The sequence below is a fragment of the Borborobacter xinjiangensis genome (assembly GCF_047739745.1).
In the GTDB taxonomy this organism is placed as follows: domain Bacteria; phylum Pseudomonadota; class Alphaproteobacteria; order Rhizobiales; family Rhizobiaceae; genus Pseudaminobacter.
In genome coordinates this window covers 44,328-64,024 of sequence record NZ_JBLLVA010000016.1, presented here as the reverse complement: position 1 = coordinate 64,024, position 19,697 = coordinate 44,328, and the positions used below count along the sequence as shown (strand labels likewise).

The window sequence follows — 19,697 nt, the reverse complement described above, 5'->3', positions numbered from 1 at the left end:
GGCGCATCAAGAGGGAGAGGGGAAGCCGGGATGCGGCGGCGGGCCGAGGCCAGGAGAGAGGCTCCCGGCGCCCGTCGCGGAGAACGATCATGACGCATATGGAGATTTTGGCGCCTTCACGCACGACGCCCAACGGATACAAGGTCGATGTCAGCCGCGGCCAGCGCATCGGCCGCGTGTCGTCGGAATGGTTCAATCGACCGGACGACGAACGCTTCCTGTCGCTCACCGACCTCAACAATTCGGTGAAGCGGCGGTCCGAACGCAGCAAGACCCGGATCGTCGAAAGCGAAGCGATCCGGGTCGAAGCGTCCCGCGACAATCCCGAACGGCTGACGTTGATGCTGCCCGATTCCCATGCGCCGGTTGCGCCGACGCACTGGAGCTTTGGTCAGCTCGCAAGCCTGGTCGGCGCGCCTGCCACTTATCTGCGCCAGCTGCCAGCCGCGCTCGCCGGGATCAATCTGCAATATGGGCTTTCGACACACCGGGCCGAGCAGGTCAAGACGCTCGAGATCGAGAATGGCCGCCTTGAACTCCGGGCGGTGACGGGTCCGGACTATGGCAGAATATTCGATTCAGAGCTGATCGACGCCGTCCAGAAGATCGCCGGCAACGGCACCGGCGACACACGCTGGAAAGTGCCCGGTGTGCTCGACTGGTCAACCGGCATCTACAATCCCAATGTCGATATCTCGCGGGACACGACGACGCTCTATGCCTCGGACCGTGACATCTTCGTGTTCCTGGTGGACGATCTGAACCCGATAGAAGCCGGTCGCTTGCCGAATGGCGAACCGGATCTCTACTTCCGCGGATTTTACGCCTGGAACAGCGAGGTGGGTTCGAAAACGCTAGGAATTGCGAGCTTTTACCTACGAGCCGTGTGCCAAAATCGGAATCTTTGGGGTGTCGAGGATTTCCAGGAAATCACCATTCGCCACTCAAAATATGCGGCCTCCCGCTTCGCGCTCGAAGCTGAGCCGGCGCTGATCCAGTTTGCCGAATCCTCGCCCATGCCCTTCATCAACGGCATCAAGGCAGCGCGCGAACGCGTCGTCGCACGCAACGACGACGATCGCACGACATTCCTGCGCAAGCGCGGCTTCTCCAAGGGCGAAACCACCAAGATCATCGATGCCGTGCTGACCGACGAAGGCCATCCGCCGGCATCGGTGTTCGACTTCGTCCAAGGTATCACGCGCGTTGCGCGCGACAAGCAACACCAGGATGTCCGGCTGGAAATTGAAGGCAAGGCCAAGAAGCTCCTCGACGTCGTTCACTGATCGTGCGCCAGAGGTGGCTGCTACAAGCGGCTGGTTCGCCCATCAGTTCCGGGTAGGCGAGCTGGCTGCAAAGGGGTGGTTTGCCGACGGTCTGGTAATGGGCAGCGGACATCATGAGAAGACGTTCGTCGTGCTCAGGCGATATCCTCGCTCGCGATGCGAGGCACGTGTGCACCGAGCAAATTTTCCAGCCAGGCAATCCTGCCGCCGCGATCGCTGCAGTTGGTAAAGAACGCACGCTGTTTTGCGCGTGTGAGTGCCACGAAGAACGAGTTCATCTCCTCGGGTCTGTTAGGGGTTAGGCTCCACCAGCTATTACTATCGAGGCCGAAGAAGACGATCGTATGGAACTCCATCCCCTTGCTCTTGTGGATGGTCATCAACGGCACCTGGTTGCGCCCTTCGAAGCGGTCCAGGGCCTCGCTCCAGCTGTCGGCGTCGCCAAGGCACTCGGACAACAGGAGTTTGAAACCTTCCGCCACGCGAGCGAAGTCGGCATTGCGTGTGTATGACGGTGTCGCACGCCTTATGACGGTCTCACCAATTTCCTCGATTAGAAGCGCGACCGCGCCCACTACGTTGCTAGCCTCCGGATCATGCGAGGCGATGTAGGCTCTAATCGATTTCACCAGGGCTTCGGTGCGCGCTGCCGATCGCTGGAGTCCGAGGTCGTCGTCGAGAGATAGCGCTTCGAGCCTTCGCAGCTGCTCTTGAGCCGACGCCCATGCCGCGGGGTTTCGCTTTTCCGCCCCCAGCCTCAGCAGCGGAAGGAGAATCTCGGATAGCTCTTCGGCGAGCAAGTCCTGGATCGCGATCGAGCCGACGTTCCGCGCGACGTTTCGAAGTGGGACGCCGAGTTCGGCAAGAGCCGGGCCTAACTCTTTCTCCAGACGTTCGGGGTGGTTCCGCACAAGCACTGCCAGTTCGTGGGCCGGAACGCCGTCATCGACCTGCTCGGATATCCAGCCTGCCAAGCCTTTGATCTCTTCTTCCTCGCTTCCGAAATCCCAAATCGCGCAGACATCCCCGTCGACCGCCTTTTCCCCGCGTGCGACCGCATGCTCTACATTGGGGTCAATGCTTTGCGCGACGATATGCTGTATCGCCACGAGATCGGTATGCGAGCGCCAGTTCAAGAGCAGCGATATGGGTCTTGCATCAAACTCTTGCGTATATACCTCGAAGCCGTTCGGCATTGCGCCCGCCCAGCCCATGATGCGCTGCTTGTCGTCTCCGACCGCCGTAAATGTGTTGTGGTCCTTGTCGAAGGCGGAGGTGAGCAGCTCGAACTGAGCTCGCTGAGTGTCCTGGAACTCATCGAGGAAAATGACAGGGTAAGTCATCCGGATCGCGGCGTGGATACGGGGGTTGGCGCGTACGAGATACTCTGCGAGACGATTTATCATCGGAAACGTCAGATAGGCGGTCGGTTGCCCATTTAGCTGGTCGTTCCAATATTCTTCAAACGCCGATCGAAGATTCTCGGGTACATTCTGGTTAGGGTCGCCGATCCGGACTCCTGCGATAGTGCGTGTGAGTTGCTGAGTGTTGATGTTGTGAATTCCCGCGCGCCGTAGAAAGTCGTTCAACGCGTCGTTGGTCGGAAAGGCGATCTCATAGTTTGCCGGCGGTCTGTACAAAGCCGGCACTGCCATCCGAAACTGATCGACAAGCCCTTTGGCAAATGCATCGAATGTCAGGGACACAAACCGGCGTGCCTGTCCCTCTGGACACCGTTTCCGAACACGGGCCGAAAGCGTCTCCGCGGCGTCGCGCTTGAAGCTGATCGCAAGGATTCGTTTGGGCGCAGGACACAGACCGGTCTGCAGGAGGTAGGACGCTTTTTGCGCAAGGAACTCAGTCTTGCCGGCGCCCGCTCCGGCCGTGACGCATACGCTGCGGTCAGTCTCCCGAAGTGCCTCCCAAGCGCGGTCTTCGAGCTCTTCTATGCCTTGAGGCACCCAATCTTCCGGACGAACGAGGCTCATGGGACGACTTTACGCTTCACGTAGGCGATGAGCTTCTTCAGCTCTTCGGGTGCATCCTCTTCAAGATCTTCCGAGTCGATTTCGCTCAAGGCGCGAAGGTGCGCTTCGGGCTTGCTCTCGCTCAAGAATAGGTACGGATACCAGATGAAGCTATCGTCCCACCCGTCATCGTAGAGATCGGGATCGCCTTCGGTCTTCAGCGTCACTTTCTTCTTGTCCTCAAGCGCATTCGCGCTCTTCTTGGGACCGCGGCCGCCTGGTCTCGGTTTCTGGTAAACGTCGGGGAACATCTCCAGCATCGCGAAATCAATGTCGAGCGGGGATGAGAAGAACACGCCTTCTCGCCTCAGCGCCTTGAGCCACGGATGGTCCTGATCTTGGTCGATCAGTTCCTGGTCGTCGATCTCGTCAAGCTCATCGAGGTCGATTTCCTCATCGACTACGTGCTTGTTGGTGCTGAGGTCGTTACCGACGGCGGCGAGTTGCTCCACGACATACTGCACCGTCTTCGTGCCGCCGTGCTGCCGTCCGGCATCGAGGTCCAGCAGGGTGGCATAGGGGATTTCGATATCCGACAAGAGGCGCCAGAAATGAGCGACGAACCGTCCTGCCAAGGGCACAATAGGAACGAATGAGCGGTCGAGCGGGAAGTCCGACGCCTCGGCGATGGCGGGGAGCACGATTGCCTCCGATTCGCCCTCAGCCAGTACGACGAACCGGGCGAAGTAGAGCTCGGGATATGCACGTACGGCCAAACGCACATACTTGCGAGCTTCCGTGCCTTCTTCTGGAAGGGTCAGGAGCCTCACCGAAGATTCGCGTGTCTCGGAGTTCAGGCGTGCGTATCGCACCTCTTCGGGTTCTATCCGGCTGAGAATGCTGGCGCTATGACTGGAGAGGATGACCTGCGCTTCGGCAGCGCCGCCGATGTCGCGTGCCTGGCGCATGATACGGGACAGAAAAAACGGCGAGAGGGAGTTTTCCGGCTCTTCTATCGCAAGGATGGTCAGATAAGTTCGGCGGAGTTTCTCCTGATCGAACACGCTGTCCGCCGGGGTCTCCCGTAGAGCATCGCGTTCTATTTCGAGTGTCGCTGCCGTCAGTGCGATATGGAAGAGAGAGCGTTGTCCATCGCTGAGATCGTCGAGGCGGCGCTCCCGCCCAGCCTCGTCCGGGAAGAACACGAACTCCGCGCGCCGAACGAGCTCTTCAAGCCTGGTCTCGACCAGTCTGAGCTTCGGCGTCGTGTCCGTGTCGCCAGTATAAACCTCCGACCATCGGGTTGCGAGGCGTTCCAGAATAAACTCCGTGACCCCTTCGGTATCAAATTCGTCTTGAAGTGCGCCCGCCGACGTCTCTGCCTGTTCGATCATCTGTTGAGACCATTTCGCGGCGCGCCATAGACGTCCTTTGAGTAGGTTCGTGACCTGATCGGCTGCGTTGCGGTTGGCGGGGACATAGATGAGTTGGATGTAGTTTCGCTCGACGGCCTGCACCGCCTGGCACTCGTCCCATTCGAAATCGTCGTCCGTTGCGCGCACCCATCGGAACGCCTCTTCTATCGTTCCTTCGGGCGTGCCGTCGTCGATCCACTTCGCTTCGAGGCGCATACGCACTTTCAGCGGCTCATCTTCTCCGCTCGTGGCCATCTGATTGAAGACTTCGGGAATCGCATCCGTATCCGCATCGTCTTCTTCCAGCTCCGAGAAGCCAAGCAAGCAGTCGATGACCATCAAGGTTTCCGACTGGAGCTCCTCGTCCTCCTTGGGCACATGGAAGTCGGATTTCCGGATCGTCCGTTGGGCGCTCGATGTGCCGAAAGCTTTTTGGATGGCGGCGAAAATCGCCGTCTTGCCGGAGCCGTTGTTGCCGACGAAGGCCGTAACAGCCTCTTCGAGGGTGAGCGTCACTCCCTCTGGCCCAAAGCATCTGAAGTTGCGGATGGTCAGCTGCTCAATTTTCATAGTTTCCCCCCTGCCGAGCAACAAATCAAAACCTTGCGCTGGCATCGTTCATCTACCACTGTCCTTCTACTTGCGCGACCTTCCGGAAACGGCCTCACATTCGACTTTACGTGCACCGCTCCTGCGAACGGCAGGTTTCGGAACAGCGCAATAGGTCATTTGGTGTCCTCAATTAAGGTCGATTCCTGCCAATTCACCCATCCCGGATTCGGAACGACCGTGTTGGGGTGGGAAAGACCGGTCTTGTACTGGTAGAGAACAGAAGGAGCCTTCCACTGTTGCAGAAATCAGTCACGCAAGACTGACTTAATCGCCTGCCTTTTGCGACAGAATTTCCCCAGCAAAATCAACATATTCATTTTGTCGTGAAACTTGGGAGTTGTGCGGTAGGGACAGGAAATGACAACCATACATTTATCTCTCCCGATCCTTCCAATCGCTACGGAGCAACATCGTAACGTGTTCGATGGTTTCCCTCCCGTCAGCCATGCAACGACTGGGAGCCTCAGCCACGCGGCGGTACCCCAACTTGCGCTGCATCGCCCACGAATTTTCGTTGCCGTCGAAGTAGCCATTGACCAATTTCGTCAAGCCCAGTTCACAAAAGGCGAAGCGTATCTTCGCCTCGAACGCCTCGCGTCCATAGCCGCAGCCCTGATAACCGTTGGCTATCCAAATTCCTCCGCCGCCCGTCCCGGCATGCCAGTCGATCTTGTTGAGACTGACCCCTCCGATCACCAGCCGTTCATTCCTGAGTTCGACAGCAAATTCATACGCGGTGGGCCTGCCGCCTGCACTGGAAATCTCCCGGCATCTCCTGACCCACTCTTTGGCGTGGGCAGACGAATAGGGGTGGGGGACGAAAGCCAGCCACTTAGCGACAATGAGATCGTTCAGGCCACTCGCAAGTTGTTCAATGTCTTCTTCATCCCAAGGCCGCAGAGTAAGGCGCGGAGTTTCAATTTTTATGCTCACGTTGTCGCAGCCTCCTTCGCCTGAAAGCATCGGTGAAACGGCGCATCTCGTTCAGCGGGAGCTCGCGGAGCGCGAACGGGCCGAGCGCCAGAGAAAGACAGACACGGATACGACGACCCAAGCAACGGCAATGCCAACAAGGTTGGGGAAGATGTCAACGACACGGGGATTGTGGCCGATCACCGTGGTCTGAACCAGTTCCCAACTCACGCCCACAAGAAAAGTCAGCACGGCAGCAAGCCAGATGCGCGAGTAGCCGGTTGCGAGCACGGCGAGAACGAACAGCATAGCCATAGAGGCTATATGCGGCACCTTGGTCAGGGCATTGGCGATTGCCTCAAGCGTAACCGTGAAGTCCATCTGTGGGGAACGGCGACCATCAGGAGCCCGATTGGCAGCCCAAATGCTGGCTAAGGCGAGGGCCGTAAAAGGCAGGACGCGAAGAACGCTTGGAACTTTCATTGCGACGCAGCCGTGAACACCGCCAATTGAGCGGCAAAAGCGCGCTTGAACGCCGACCGCGCTTCCGCACGGGCGACATAGGCGCAGAGATTCGGAAATTCCTCCAATAGTCCCGACCCCTTCAACCTTTGCAGCACATGCACCATCAGAAGGTCGCCGGCGCTGAAATCGCCGTCGAGCCATTCGCTGTCGCCCAGGCGCGCGGAAAGTTGATTTAACCGTTCGCGAATGCGTTCATCGACCATCTCGAAGCGCTCGCCTTGCCAACTCTTGCCTTGCTCGAAGTTCTCGACGACATCGCGATCGACGATCGGCGGCTCTACCGTATCGAGCGCAGCGAACATCCACATGATCGCACGCGCCCGCGCATTCGCACCCGCCGGCAGTAGGCCCGGAAAGCGCTCTGCGATATGAAGCACGATCGCGCCGGACTCGAACAGCGTGAGATCACCTTCCTCATAAGTCGGTATCTGCCCGAATGGGTTGCGCGCCAAATGCGCGGGCTCCCTGAATGTGCTCCACGGAGCGAGCCGCACTTCGTAAGGCTGGCCCACCTCCTCCAGCGCCCAGCGCACGCGCATGTCCCTCGCCAGCCCCTGGCCGCGATCCGGCGAGCTATCATCAAAGGCAGTGATCGTAATAGTCACCGCGTTTCTCCTTTCTCGCTCTGGGGGCGAGCCAAACTCGACGCCTTTGCTGCCAGTACGGAGCTTCCCGCTGCGCTAAAATGCTCTAGTTTAGCATAGCATCCGATGAACAAGACGAACGACACCGACGCCAGCCGACATATGCCTTGAATTTTTTTTGGCGTCCGACGCTTTCCGGTCTTGTCGAAAAATCCCAAAACATGCGCCAGCCTCAGCCATCTTAGCGTCTGTTTTAAGGGGCATCATTCATAGCGATAAGCGGCCGCAATTAAGGTCGGAAGCTGCCGTTTCCGTGGTGAACAGCACCACGATGCTTGACTTAGTCTTGGTGCCTCTTGCGAGTGGTGAAGCCGTTGGTTGGCCGGGAGTGCGGCCGCGAGAGGCAGAGGGCGGAGGGGAGGGTTCCTGACGGGTTTGGAGGTCCGGGGAGAGACCCTGGGCCGCCCGTCATGGAGACCCTGACCATGGCAAAAAGCGCCATTCAGAAGATCGCAATGAACCCCTCGGAGAACATCGCCTACGACAAGCTTGTCCTGTCGCAGGAAAATGTGCGCCGGGTGAAGGACGGCGTCACCATCGAGCAACTCGCCGAGGATATCGGCCGGCGCAAGCTCCTGCAGAGCCTGAACGTCCGGCCCGTTCTTGACGGAGGCGGCGAGGAGACCGGCGCCTTCGAAGTGCCCGCCGGCGGCCGCCGCTATCTCGCGCTCGGCCTTCTGGTTAAGCAGAAGCGCCTGGCGAAAAACGAGCCGATCCCCTGCATCGTCAATCGCAGCGGAACGACGTCGGCGGAAGAGGACTCGCTTGCCGAAAATGTACATCGCGAGAACCTGCATCCGCTCGATCAGTTCCGCGCGTTCAAGACACTGAGAGAGCAAGGTCTTGACGTCGAGGAGATCGCTGCTCGCTTCTTCGTTTCGGCAGCAACCGTCAAACAGCGGCTGCGGCTCGCCTCGGTGTCGCCAAAACTGCTCGAACTCTACGAGAAGGACGAAATCCGCCTCGAGCAGATCATGGCGTTCTCGATCTCCGACGACCATGCCCGGCAGGAACAGGTCTGGGAGCGCATCGCGGGCAACCCGCACATGCACGAGCCGTACTACATCCGGCGCCTGCTGACGGAGACGACGGTTCGCGCCGACGATCGTCGCGCCGTCTATGTCGGCGCCGAGGCTTATGAAGCCGCCGGCGGTATCATCCTGCGCGACCTGTTCGAGCAGGATTCCGGTGGCTGGTTCCAGGATGCGGCCCTTCTTGAGCAACTGGTCTTCGACAAGCTCAAGCTCGACGCCGAAACCATCCGCGCCGACGGCTGGAAGTGGGTCGAAGCGGCGATCAGCTTTCCGTACGGCCATACGTCCGGCATGCGGCGCATCTATGCCGAACCGGCGGAGATGAGCGCCGACGAGATCGCCCGATACGATGCGGTCAAGGCCGAGTACGATGCACTCGACGCAAAATATGCCGAGATGGAGGAGGCCGACCAGGAAATCGAGGACAAGCTGGATCAGCTCGGGACCGAACTTGACGGTTTTGGCGATCGTCCTCAGGTCTACGATCCGGTGCAGAAAGCCATCGCCGGTGCGTTCCTTACGCTCGGTGCCAACGGCCAGCTGCAGGTCGAAGCCGGCTTTGTCCGTCCCGGTGACGAGCCCCGGGAAGAAGTGGACGATGACGAGGAGGCCGACGCCGGAGATCGCGACGCTCCGCAGTCCGACGAGGACGGTGATGACCGAGTCGTCGTCAACGGTCGGTCCATGAACGGCGGATCCGATGCGGTCGAAGAGCCCGAGGAAGAAGGCATCAAGCCGCTGCCCGAACGGCTTGTCTTCGATCTGACCGCACAGAAGACCCTCGCGCTGCGTAACGCGCTGGCGAGTGACGTCGACATCGCCTTCGTCACGGTCCTCCACGTTCTCGTGCTGCAGGTGTTCTACCGATTCGGCAAGGACAGCTGCCTCGAGATCAACCTGACCAGCAACAGCTTCGGCCAGGTCCAGGGTCTCGGGGAGACCTCTTGGGCAAAGGAGATCGCCGAGCGTCAGGAGGCCTGGGACCGGGATATGCCGGACGACGCAACCGATCTTTGGGAGTTCCTGTTGGGTCTCGACGAAGCTAGCCGCAAGGCATTGTTCGCGCACTGTGCCTCGCTCTCGCTCAACGCCGTCGTCGAGCCCTGGAACAAGCGTCTGGGCGCTCTTGCCCATGCCGATGCGCTTGCCGCAACACTCGGCTTCAACATGGTTGAAGCAGGGTGGTCACCGACCGTCGACAACTATCTCGGACGCGTCACCAAGGCCCGGATCGTGCAGGCGGTGCGCGAGGCCCGCGGCGAGGACTCTGCGCAGCTGATCGACCACATGAAGAAGGACCTGATGGCCCGCGAGGCCGCCCGTCTTCTCGAAGGATCGAACTGGCTGGCCGAGCCGCTGCGACTTGCTGGTGACGACACGTCGGTCAACTCGGGTGAGACACTATCCGAGGATATGACGGACGAAGCAGCTCTCGACGGCGATGCCGCCGAGCTGCCCGCCTTCCTCGCCGACCCAGCGTCGGAGGAACCGTCCGTGGCCGAAGGGGACACAGACCGCCTCGAGGCCGCCGAGTAATCTGCCCTCCCGCTTCGCACGGGGCCCGGCATCACCGCCGGGCCCTTTCATTTTCGACATAGATGGAGATCCGTATGTCCGCTCATCTCGTTTACGATAACGCTCCGTTGGGGAGCATCATCCGATACTTTGATTCAACGCCCAAACCGCCTTCCCGCTTCATAAAGAAGCCCTCCGTGTAGGAGACCCGCAACGGCACCGGGTGCCTGGTGAAGAAGGAGCCGCCAAAAGCGCGCGCCACCTATAGCGCGCCGGCGTATTTCACACTGCATGAAGGCGATTTTGGAGAATCCGGCGTTGTCGTTGTCTCTGTCCGTCGGACCTACTCTGTTGAGAGCGACCTCCGTTTCGAGATCGTCGAACGTCCTTCGATCGGCATGATCCGTGTCCTGAAGGATCTCGGCGACAGCCCGGAATTGTTGCATCTTGCCAGGGACCGCGAGGCGGCCGAACGCTGGCTCGCCAACAATCCGTACAGCCGCGCCTATCTCGAAGAGGTCTCCGCCAACGAAGTCGGCGCCGACATCATCGAGGGCCGCTCGGCCGCCTGACTTCCACATCGCATAAACCCAACCACCCAGGACAGGCCCGGGATCGCGCAAGCGATCGCCGGGCCTGTTCCGTTTCATGGAGATCGACATGTTCGACTGGACCAGGAGCTGCTCCTATGACGAGCAGCAGAAGAGACGCTTTCACACGACGGCGCGCTCACGGCTGAAGAAGCTTGCCGCAGAACTTGCCCTGCCGCCGGGCAGCTATGACGTTCGTTCAAATAAGGCGGGCATCGCCGTTTCCGGCGAAGTGACCCTGCACCACACCGCCGTTTACATCCAGGTCGGTCAGTTCGGTATGTCCTCCGGCCACGGCATCCTGATCCGCACCTGCAAGGGGCGCAAGGACTATACCGGCGGGGCCAACCACTTCGTCGCGCTGAGCATGCTCGACGACATTCCGGCGCTCGCTGCGGCCGTCCGCGCCATCACCGGTGTCGGGTGCGACGCCGCACAGTCCCCCCATCGCCGCGCCGCCTGAAGAAGCCCACCGTTCCCGCACCCGCCGACCGTCTTCCGCCGCGCGCCACCGCACGGCGGGAGGCTCGGCTATTCCGGAGACATGCCATGCTTATCCATCCTCCGTTCCGAAAAGTTTTCGAGGGCGTCGCGACGCGGTCGCAAATGTTTGCCCTCTTCAATCGCCATAGCGATGCGCCCAAAGTCGATCCCCTATCCGGCACGCCATATGCTTCGGAGTGGTTCGAGATTCAGGCTAGCGAATACCATTTCATGCTCGGCCTGTTACCGCCGCTCTTCCAGAGAACCGGCATGTTCGGGATGTCCGAATACAAAGCGGGCAACGTCACCAGCGTCTTCTTCGCGATCAGGATCCGCGGCCGCGAACGCTGGTACCACGGCTTCTGCGATCTCACCGACAGGAGCAGTCCCGACGCCATGCGGGCGGCGATCATCGCCCATGAGACCGGCGCGGTCGATAGCATGACACGCGAAGAAAAGCTCGAGGCTATCTGGTCAGCGACACACGCCGACTTCAAAGGCATCGCCGGCGAGACCAACCCCGATGCGCGGCCGCCACAGCATCATGGCAAGCGGACCATCCTTACCTACGTCGCCGGGCAGGGCACCACCCTCAAGCTTCTGGACGATCTGACCGACGAAGAGATCGACAGCCGCATGCCCGACGTCCGCGCGCGGCCACGGAAAGGACGGGGCAACGATGCTGAACCATCGTAAACCGTCGCCACCGGCAGAGAAGCCGACCGGGGAGGCGCACTCAACCTATACGGCCGATCTTGGCGTTCCGGATAGCCTCCGATACCGGCGCACACCGCCGGGCTCCCCGACGGTCGCCGATCTGGTGCGACCTGGAGATATGGTCTCGACTTCCTATAGCACCGGCGGCATTGTCACCGAGGTGAAGGAATATTTCTATGCCGCGCCGACCGGCGAGACCCTGTCCCATTTTACCATAGTCTACGTGCCGCCGGAGCGCGCCGCAAAATACCGCGATAGCGATCGACACTGGATCAACGAGTGTGTCGCGGTCGGCGACCGCATCCTGAAGCTGTTCGAGGCGAATGAGGACGAGGTCTTCGTTGTCGACCGTGCCCGATCGGTCGAGACCCCTCCTTTCCGTACCATCCTGATCGGCTAGAACCACCGATCAGAACTCATGGCAAACCGCCGCTTACGGCTTGCCGGCACCACTCCCAGCACTCATCGCGACGTCAAGCCGATCGATGCCCATTCGACGAGTACGATAGGGCGCCGATCTCATCATGAAAGGAAATACCATGGTCAGAAAAGCATTCTTTGCCGCCTTCATCATCGATGAAGAGAGCTATACGCCCGAGCCCGGACCCGTAGACTATCACTTCGTCGCCGCTGATCTCGCCCAGTCTGGCTTCGGCGAGCAGCCCGGCGTTTCGCACATCGTCGTCTGGAATTCCGCCGCCGACCTGATCGCCGATCATTGTCAGCGAGGTCCGATAACGGTCGACTACCTCTCTGGCGATCAATCCGCACCGCACCCGCGATTCCTGCACACGCCAGAAACCTGCCCCTCCAACCACAGCAACTATGCGGACGACATCGGCGCTGACCGCGGTGCCGATGTTAGCGCGACGTCGACTGTCGTCGCCAAACCGCCTGCGGGTGACGCACCATCGTTCCGTGACCAGCTCTTTCCCACGATGCGCGAAACGCTGGCCTTCGAATATTACGAGGTGAGACCCTGCATCGAGCGTGATCGTCAGGTGACTTCCTACCGCGACGAGGACGAGTTCGAAGCTGAACTTGCCAGGTCACCGCAGGCAGGGCGAGAGTTCCGTGCATTCTGGTCCCTCTATGGGGTGGACCGGAACACCACCTCCGCGATCGGCGACTTCGTCTCGAAGGATGCCGCTCATGAGGTGATGAACGCGATTCTCGCGATCCCGGCCGCGGCCCGCAAGGCTCTTCAGGCTGCACGACCGGCAGGCGGCGGGAGAAGCGATAGCATCGACCGGGCAATACGCTCCGCGACCGACTGGCTCGAGGACATGATCAACCAGTCCTCGAACGATCAGCGGATCTGACCTCAAACGTGACGTTTCCCTGCGCCATCGCCCGAAGCCCGGTCCCGCCGGGCTTTTCCATTTTTCGAGCCACCTCACGAAGACCTCCAACAAGGGAGAAACCCAATGTCACGCCTCAACGATCCGGAGAATTTCCGCGGTCGCGTCAATTACGCCGCTCAGGTCATCGCTTACGGACGACGTCCGACCCGTGCTTTCGACAATTGCTTCGAAAACTATGACGGAGACGAAGTCGCGACGGTGATCCTGCGCCGCTCGAAAAAGAACGCCCGTCTGGCCGCCAATCTTCATCGCTATCTCAACATGGCCTCCATCGAGGCCGCCGCAGACCGGCTCGCCGATGTTCCGACCCGCGGCTTGCCCGAAGTCGCCCGACAAACGCGGACCCGCCAGAAGGCCGAGTTCGATGCTTGGCTCGGAAAATCCGATGCCGTCGAGGCTGCCCGCCCAACCATGATGTCGGAAACGCCGACAACCGAAGAACATCGGAGCCAGTGAGATGATCGACACGACAGCTGAGCAAACCCGCTTCGAAGGCAAAATCTTCTGCTACGTCGCCATTCATTCGCCGATCAGCCGTGACGACCGGTTCGCCATCGGCATAGCGGTTCTTGGCGAGCCAGGCTATTCCTTCGCGTTGGAGCTGGAACTCTTCGCGACTTACAAAGAGGCTTCCATGCGCGCCGAGGAACTCAACGGCGTCTTCCGTTACAGCTTGGACGCCTGTGTGGCGATCGTCGCGGACACGATGATCCGCCAAAGGGAGCGCAGGCCTACTCTCCATCGACTTGGCGATCTTCTGCTCGACGCTGAGAAGGACGGGACGCTCGACCGTCTGGCCAAAGACGTGAGGCAGTCCGAGACGATCGCCGATTTCTGCGATGCCGTCCACATGTTGCGATGAGTCGAAACAATCCTGCAGGGCTGGTTGGAGAATGCGAGGCCCGACGAGCGCGTCGGTGGTGGCGGGAGATCAATACCTCGACCTGATCAGCCGCCGCTCGACGTGTCGCCCTGACGACGACACCCTTCTTCGACGAGAACGAAACCGCCGCCTTCCTTTCCCTGCCCGGCGCCTGCGTCGGGCATCGCTTTTTCATGATCGGAACAAGACCATGCCGAGATTCACCATCGAAACCACCTACCGAATGCCCTACTACCGACACGCCGTCTACAATGCCGCCACGTCCGAGGAAGCATGTCGCCTTGCCATCGAGGACGACGACTGGTCGTGTGAACTGCCGGACCATGAATGCGCTGGGCCCACCTATGTCACGGGGATCTGGAAAGGCGGTGGCGCCGCCTACGAGGGTAAGAACATCCCAGTGCCATCGCAATTCGACGAGACCATCCAACGCAAGGCCGACCACTTCACAGAACTGCTCGACCAGCTCGCTTTCGTCGCTCGACCCACGGGCGCTTCGGTAGTGGATTTCGAGCGTTGGCTGCCGAGGGCGATGGCGGCCGTGGAGAAGGCAAGGGGAACGCCGGGATCCCGAGCAGGACCAGCTGTCCACCTAGGGCCGCAACGCCTTTGGAAGACGTCGTTTCCAACGCTGCCCACGCGGCCATGTCTTTTCATTACGGCGGCTGGCCCATCTACGCGATGTAGCTGCCGGATGTTGCTGAGTGACCTCCGTCATGGCGACGGCCGGAGGCTGTTCGACCTGCTCCCTTTCGCAGTCCTGCAATGAATCGCTCTTTGCCGAGATGGCCGTTTCTGCAACTTCATCAGGTCGCGCTCGCGCGATTGTGACCTCAGGTTCCATCTCGTTTTGCGGAAGCTCTGGCTCGGCAACATCCGGAACAGCGGCAGACCGATCGTTCGCGATAACGGCAAAGTCTAGGTCGCCCCAGATCAAATGTCGTTTTGCGACATTGCCACGCTTCTTCTTCACTTCCACGACGAAAGGTCGGGCAGGCCGTCTCATAGATTTGGTCCTCGGTGAGAGCCGATCCGGTCAACGAATCGAAGTTCGTTTACTTCGATCACGCCCGGGGGTCCAGCAGCGCTCGACAAGCTGGACGCAGGCTTCAACGGCCTGCCTCGCGTAACCGTCAATGCGCTGAGCGTGGCGGCACACTGTAAGTGACGTGCCCGCCGTCTTTGGCGAAACAGCGGAGGGCGAGTGGGGGCCGGGAGGAGTGCGGCCTTGCCGGGCGGAGAGAGTGCGCCGGCTGGGCAGACACTCTCGCTCGAAGGACATCTCCCATGAACATTGTTACGAATACATCGACCGTTTCCCACACGGCCGCTCCCCTCACCGCGTCGGCACCCCGCGCCGTCGACGCCTCCCAGGCGATTTACCAGGCGGCGGCCCAGCTTCTGCCGTTCCTTGAACAGGGCAAACCCATCAGCACCGCAGTCCTTAGCGGCGCCATGACGGACAGCTTCGGCGGCACGGATGCGCAAGGTTTCTGGGTCTGGAAGCACGCCTACGAGGCGCTCGAAGCCGCCCAGGTTCAATTCCTCCGCCGCTTCGGCTCGGCGATCCTCTCTCGCTCATCTTCGCCGCAGGCGGCCCTGGCGATGATGAAACGCATCGCAGAGCTCGTTCCCACGCACACGCGGCGCTCCGACGAGAGTCAGGCCATGCAGCAGCTGTCGACCCCGCTGCCGCTCGCCTTTATCGCCGCACACGCTGCCGCGATTTCCTGTTCAGACCTCGTTCTCGAACCGTCGGCTGGCACCGGCCTTCTCGCCGTCCATGCCAACATCGCCCGGGCTTCGCTCGTGCTCAACGAGCTTGCCGCGACACGCGCCGATCTGCTCGGCCTGCTATTCCCCGATGGTGCGGTCTCCCGGCACGATGCAGCGCATATCGACGATCATCTCGATCCAGCGGTCGAACCCTCCGTCGTGCTGATGAACCCGCCCTTTACGGTGGGAGCCTATGTCGACGGCCATGTCGCCGATGCGGCTTGGCGGCATCTGTCGTCCGCCTTTGCGCGACTGCGCGCTGGCGGTCGCCTGGTCGCCATCACAGGCACCGGCCTTTCTCCCGAAAACCCCAAATGGCGGCCCGCCTTCGAACGGCTGCAGCAGCAGGGCAGGGTCCTTTTCACCGCTGCAATCGACGGGCGTGTTTATGCCCGTCATGGGACTACGGCAGAAACCCGCCTGACCATCATCGACAAGAGTCCGGCGCCCGACCCGACCTCATTCCCGGCATCACCGGGGAAGGCGCTGGATGTCGAGACGCTGCTCTCCTGGATCTCCGACCTCCCACCCCGCACGCCGGGCGGGTTCCCGGATTCGATCGGCGCACTGTCGAGCGGGATCCTGCGCCATGCCACCATGCAGATGGCGGCACGCGTAGCAGCGGGAGCGTCTATCGCTGCCACGGCCTCGGACCCCAAGCCGCGGCCAGTCCCCACGATTGCCCGGGCGAAGCCCGCCCGTCCGGCTATCCCGGTTAGCACCTCCGTCGTTCCACTCGCTTACGAACTGCGCGACTGGATGCCGGAAGAGGGCGGGCGGCTTTCCGACACGATCTACGAGCCCTACGCGCTCCAGTCGATCGACATCCCACGTACCAAACCTCATCCGACGCCGCTGGTCCAGTCGGCGGCAATGGCCGCGGTAGCGCCGCCAAAACCATCCTACCGGCCGCTCCTGCCTGATGGAGTCATCGACGAGGGCCTGCTGTCGGACGCCCAGATCGAAAGCGTCATCTATGCCGGTGAAGCCCATTCCGGCCATCTCGCCGGTGCCTGGAGCGTCAATGAGACCTGCGACGTCGTCTCCGCCGCACCGGATGGTGCGGAGAACGCCGTCCGTTTCCGCCGTGGATGGTTTCTGGGCGACGGCACGGGCTGCGGCAAGGGACGGCAGGTCGCCGGCATCATCCTCGACAACTGGCTGCAAGGCCGCCGCCGTGCGATCTGGATTTCGAAGTCGGACAAGCTGCTGGAGGACGCTCAGCGTGACTGGTCCGCACTCGGCCAGGAACGCCTGCTTGTCCAGCCGCTCTCGCGCTATCGGCAGGGGACACCGATCCGCCTTGCCGAAGGCATCCTGTTCACGACCTACGCCACGCTGCGCTCCCAGGAGCGCGACGGCAAAAAGTCCCGCATCGCACAAATTATCGACTGGGTCGGCAAGGGTTTTGATGGCGTCATTGTCTTTGACGAAGCTCACGCCATGGCGAACGCCGCCGGCGGCAAAAGCGAGCGCGGCGACGTCGCGCCCTCGCAGCAGGGTCGAGCAGGATTACGGATCCAGCATGCACTGCCCGATGCCCGCATCGTCTATGTCTCGGCCACGGGTGCTACCGCCGTCGAAAATCTGGCCTATGCCCAGCGCCTCGGCATCTGGGGCAGCGAGGATTTCCCGTTCGCCAACCGCGCCGAATTCGTCTCTGCGATCGAGGATGGCGGTGTCGCCGCCATGGAAGTTCTCGCCCGCGATCTGAAGTCGCTCGGGCTCTACACGTCACGCTCGCTTTCCTATGACGGCGTTGAATACGACCTGCTCGAGCATGAACTCACCGAAGAACAGATCCGCATCTACAATGCCTATGCGGACGCCTTCCAGGTCATCCACAACAATCTGACCGCCGCGCTCGAGGCGGCCAACATCACCAGCGAGACCGGCACGCTGAACCGCAACGCCAAGGCGGCGGCGCGATCGGCCTTCGAAAGCACCAAGCAGCGGTTCTTTTCTCACCTCATCACCTCGATGATGACGCCGACGCTCATCGGCGCGATCGAGCAGGACCGCACCGACGGTCATTCATCGGTGGTGCAGATCGTCTCCACCGGCGAGGCGCTGATGGAACGCCGGCTGGCCGAGATACCAACCGAGGAGTGGTCCGACCTCCACGTTGATGTCACTCCGAGGGAGTATGTAGCAGAGTATCTGATGCACTCCTTCCCGACGCAGTTGTTCGAGGAATATTCGGACGCGGAGGGAAACGTCTATTCGCGGCCTGTGCATGATGCCGACGGCAACCCCGTCCAATGCCGCGAGGCTGTGCGCCGCCGCGACGAGATGGTCGAAAAGCTCGCCATATTGCCATCGGTTGGCAGCGCGCTCGACCAGATACTCCACCACTTCGGCACCGACATCGTTGCGGAGGTAACCGGCCGCTCCCGCCGCATTGTCAGGAAGACTGGCCGCGACGGCATCGACCGGCTCGCCGTCGAGAACCGGCCGGGCTCAGCCAATCTCGCCGAGACGCAGAGTTTCATGGATGACGACAAGTCCGTGCTGATCTTTTCCGATGCCGGCGGCACCGGCCGCTCCTACCACGCCGATCTCGGTGCGAGGAACCAGAGGCTGCGCAAGCACTATCTGCTCGAAGCCGGCTGGCGCGCCGACAACGCCATCCAGGGACTCGGCCGGACCCATCGCACGAACCAGGCGCAGCCGCCGCTGTTCCGGCCGATGGCCGCTAATGTGAAGGCCGGCAAACGCTTCCTGTCGACCATTGCGCGGCGGCTCGACACGCTGGGTGCGATCACACGCGGCCAGCGCCAGACCGGTGGGGCAGGGCTGTTCCGCTCCGAGGACAATCTGGAAAGCTCCTATGCCCGCGCAGCACTGCGCCAGTTCCACTATCTGCTGCATCAGGGCAAGATCGAGGGCTGCTCGCTCACCACCTTCGAGACGGTGACCGGGCTGTCGCTGACCACCGACGAGGGCGGGCTGCGCGACGAGCTGCCGCCGATCACCACCTGGCTCAACCGGCTGCTCGCGCTGCGCATCGAAACTCAGAACCTGCTGTTCGAGGTCTTTGAGCAGCTGATGGCTGCGAAGGTCGAAGGCGCCATCGCCGCTGGCACCTTCGACAAGGGGCTTGAGACGATCACGGCCGAGAGCATCGTCGTCACCGATCGCCGGATAATCTACACGCATCCGGTCTCCGGCGCGCAGTCGCATGTTCTGACTGTTGCGCGCAAGGATCGTACCCGACCCCTCGGCCTGGCGGACGCACTTGCCATTGTCCGGGCAGAGCCGCAATCGCTGCTGCTGGTCAATACCAGGTCGAGCCGGGCAGCGATCCAGCTGCCGACCGCCAGCCTCATGCTCGACGACGGTACGATCGAGCACCGCGCACGTCTGCTGCGCCCGACCGACGAGGTGCGCTTCGGTCTTGACGCCCTTGCCGAAACCCATTGGCAGGCGGCCGACCGCAAACTGTTCAGCGAACTGTGGCAGGCGGAGGTCGCCGCGGTGCCGGAGTTCACCACCAGCACATTCCACATTGTCACCGGCCTGCTGCTGCCGATCTGGCGACGCCTGCCCGACCATGATTGCCAAGTCTACCGCATCCAGACCGATGCGGGCGAACGCATCATCGGCCGCCACATCGCGCCGACGCTGGTCGCGACCATGTTGCGCAATCTTGGCATCGACCATGTGCCGACACTGACGCCTGATGAGGCCTGGACCGGCCTGGTCGACGGTCGGATCGGCCTTCAGCTTGCCGACGGTCTGGTCTTACGCCGTAGCCGCGTCATGAATGACTGGCGCGTCGAGCTGATCGGCTTCACCGAGGCGATGGTACCACGGCTCAAGGCCCTGGGCCTGATCTCCGAAATCATCTCCTGGAAGCTGAGGCTGTTCATTCCAACAGGCGGGCAGGGTTCCGCCGTGCTCGCCTCGCTTCTCGAGCGCCACCCCTTGGTCGCCGTCACCGATCGCACGGCGGCGGCTTGAGGGGAGGCGAT

16 protein-coding genes are annotated in these 19,697 nt (G+C 61.3%); 11 read left to right on the top strand and 5 right to left on the bottom strand.

The annotated features are described in order from the left end of the window. The first annotated feature begins 89 nt into the window (after nucleotides 1-89). A complete protein-coding gene (locus ACLKMW_RS16980; protein WP_415725669.1) occupies nucleotides 90-1,286 on the top strand; it encodes a DUF932 domain-containing protein in 1,197 nt (398 codons plus the stop codon). A gap of 134 nt (nucleotides 1,287-1,420) precedes the next feature. On the opposite strand, the gene ACLKMW_RS16975 is transcribed toward ACLKMW_RS16980, so the two are convergent. From ACLKMW_RS16975 to ACLKMW_RS16955, 5 genes are all read right to left on the bottom strand, one after another. Further along, the gene (locus tag ACLKMW_RS16975; RefSeq protein ID WP_415725667.1) at nucleotides 1,421-3,274 is read right to left on the bottom strand and encodes a UvrD-helicase domain-containing protein; all 1,854 of its coding nucleotides are present in this window, start codon (nucleotides 3,272-3,274) and stop codon (nucleotides 1,421-1,423) included. Beyond that, nucleotides 3,271-5,283, bottom strand: a complete 2,013-nt coding sequence (locus ACLKMW_RS16970) for an ATP-dependent nuclease (RefSeq protein ID WP_415725666.1) — start codon at nucleotides 5,281-5,283, stop codon at nucleotides 3,271-3,273. Before ACLKMW_RS16970 ends, ACLKMW_RS16975 begins: the two co-directional genes overlap by 4 nt. A 369-nt stretch (nucleotides 5,284-5,652) precedes the next feature. Next, nucleotides 5,653-6,213, bottom strand: coding sequence for a GNAT family N-acetyltransferase (locus ACLKMW_RS16965; RefSeq protein WP_415725665.1), 561 nt, complete (start codon nucleotides 6,211-6,213; stop codon nucleotides 5,653-5,655). Between the two features lie 51 nt (nucleotides 6,214-6,264). Then, nucleotides 6,265-6,573 (bottom strand): hypothetical protein, encoded by a 309-nt coding sequence (locus ACLKMW_RS16960; protein WP_415725664.1) that lies wholly within the window; start codon nucleotides 6,571-6,573, stop codon nucleotides 6,265-6,267. A 98-nt stretch (nucleotides 6,574-6,671) separates the two neighbouring features. Beyond that, nucleotides 6,672-7,322, bottom strand: a complete 651-nt coding sequence (locus ACLKMW_RS16955) for a glutathione S-transferase family protein (RefSeq protein WP_415725663.1) — start codon at nucleotides 7,320-7,322, stop codon at nucleotides 6,672-6,674. Between the two features lie 464 nt (nucleotides 7,323-7,786). On the opposite strand from ACLKMW_RS16955, the gene ACLKMW_RS16950 reads away from it, so the two are divergent. From ACLKMW_RS16950 to ACLKMW_RS16905, 10 genes are all read left to right on the top strand, one after another. Next, the gene (locus ACLKMW_RS16950; RefSeq protein ID WP_415725662.1) at nucleotides 7,787-9,931 is read left to right on the top strand and encodes a ParB/RepB/Spo0J family partition protein; all 2,145 of its coding nucleotides are present in this window, start codon (nucleotides 7,787-7,789) and stop codon (nucleotides 9,929-9,931) included. Nucleotides 9,932-10,140: 209 nt separating this feature from the next. Beyond that, nucleotides 10,141-10,482: a hypothetical protein gene (locus ACLKMW_RS16945; RefSeq protein ID WP_415725661.1), complete on the top strand. Its 342-nt coding sequence runs from the start codon at nucleotides 10,141-10,143 to the stop codon at nucleotides 10,480-10,482. A gap of 88 nt (nucleotides 10,483-10,570) precedes the next feature. Next, complete coding sequence (locus ACLKMW_RS16940; protein WP_415725660.1) at nucleotides 10,571-10,963, top strand: hypothetical protein; 393 nt, start codon at nucleotides 10,571-10,573, stop codon at nucleotides 10,961-10,963. 86 nt (nucleotides 10,964-11,049) lie between these two features. Then, on the top strand, nucleotides 11,050-11,679 hold the full coding sequence (locus ACLKMW_RS16935) for a DUF1419 domain-containing protein (protein WP_415725659.1): 630 nt from the start codon (nucleotides 11,050-11,052) through the stop codon (nucleotides 11,677-11,679). Beyond that, nucleotides 11,663-12,100, top strand: a complete 438-nt coding sequence (locus tag ACLKMW_RS16930) for a hypothetical protein (protein WP_415725658.1) — start codon at nucleotides 11,663-11,665, stop codon at nucleotides 12,098-12,100. The genes ACLKMW_RS16935 and ACLKMW_RS16930 overlap by 17 nt, the downstream gene beginning before the upstream one ends. A gap of 139 nt (nucleotides 12,101-12,239) precedes the next feature. Next, nucleotides 12,240-13,022 (top strand): hypothetical protein, encoded by a 783-nt coding sequence (locus ACLKMW_RS16925; protein WP_415725657.1) that lies wholly within the window; start codon nucleotides 12,240-12,242, stop codon nucleotides 13,020-13,022. A gap of 105 nt (nucleotides 13,023-13,127) precedes the next feature. Further along, a complete protein-coding gene (locus ACLKMW_RS16920) occupies nucleotides 13,128-13,520 on the top strand; it encodes a hypothetical protein (protein WP_415725656.1) in 393 nt (130 codons plus the stop codon). A 1-nt stretch (nucleotide 13,521) separates the two neighbouring features. Continuing rightward, on the top strand, nucleotides 13,522-13,926 hold the full coding sequence (locus ACLKMW_RS16915; RefSeq protein ID WP_415725655.1) for a hypothetical protein: 405 nt from the start codon (nucleotides 13,522-13,524) through the stop codon (nucleotides 13,924-13,926). Between the two features lie 211 nt (nucleotides 13,927-14,137). Then, nucleotides 14,138-14,716 (top strand): hypothetical protein, encoded by a 579-nt coding sequence (locus ACLKMW_RS16910; protein WP_415725654.1) that lies wholly within the window; start codon nucleotides 14,138-14,140, stop codon nucleotides 14,714-14,716. A gap of 518 nt (nucleotides 14,717-15,234) precedes the next feature. Next, a complete protein-coding gene (locus ACLKMW_RS16905; RefSeq protein ID WP_415725653.1) occupies nucleotides 15,235-19,686 on the top strand; it encodes a strawberry notch-like NTP hydrolase domain-containing protein in 4,452 nt (1,483 codons plus the stop codon). Nucleotides 19,687-19,697 lie beyond the last annotated feature (11 nt).

Excerpts from the sequence above, each read along its gene's own strand:
- ACLKMW_RS16915 (WP_415725655.1), top strand. The coding sequence starts at position 13,522 with ATGATCGACACGACAGCTGAGCAAACCCGCTTCGAAGGCAAAATCTTC.
- ACLKMW_RS16960 (WP_415725664.1), bottom strand. The coding sequence starts at position 6,573 with ATGGACTTCACGGTTACGCTTGAGGCAATCGCCAATGCCCTGACCAAG.
- ACLKMW_RS16925 (WP_415725657.1), top strand. The coding sequence starts at position 12,240 with ATGGTCAGAAAAGCATTCTTTGCCGCCTTCATCATCGATGAAGAGAGC.
- ACLKMW_RS16950 (WP_415725662.1), top strand. The coding sequence starts at position 7,787 with ATGGCAAAAAGCGCCATTCAGAAGATCGCAATGAACCCCTCGGAGAAC.
- ACLKMW_RS16930 (WP_415725658.1), top strand. The coding sequence starts at position 11,663 with ATGCTGAACCATCGTAAACCGTCGCCACCGGCAGAGAAGCCGACCGGG.
- ACLKMW_RS16975 (WP_415725667.1), bottom strand. The coding sequence starts at position 3,274 with ATGAGCCTCGTTCGTCCGGAAGATTGGGTGCCTCAAGGCATAGAAGAG.
- ACLKMW_RS16910 (WP_415725654.1), top strand. The coding sequence starts at position 14,138 with ATGCCGAGATTCACCATCGAAACCACCTACCGAATGCCCTACTACCGA.
- ACLKMW_RS16980 (WP_415725669.1), top strand. The coding sequence starts at position 90 with ATGACGCATATGGAGATTTTGGCGCCTTCACGCACGACGCCCAACGGA.
- ACLKMW_RS16920 (WP_415725656.1), top strand. The coding sequence starts at position 13,128 with ATGTCACGCCTCAACGATCCGGAGAATTTCCGCGGTCGCGTCAATTAC.
- ACLKMW_RS16905 (WP_415725653.1), top strand. The coding sequence starts at position 15,235 with ATGAACATTGTTACGAATACATCGACCGTTTCCCACACGGCCGCTCCC.
- ACLKMW_RS16935 (WP_415725659.1), top strand. The coding sequence starts at position 11,050 with ATGCTTATCCATCCTCCGTTCCGAAAAGTTTTCGAGGGCGTCGCGACG.
- ACLKMW_RS16970 (WP_415725666.1), bottom strand. The coding sequence starts at position 5,283 with ATGCCAGCGCAAGGTTTTGATTTGTTGCTCGGCAGGGGGGAAACTATG.
- ACLKMW_RS16940 (WP_415725660.1), top strand. The coding sequence starts at position 10,571 with ATGTTCGACTGGACCAGGAGCTGCTCCTATGACGAGCAGCAGAAGAGA.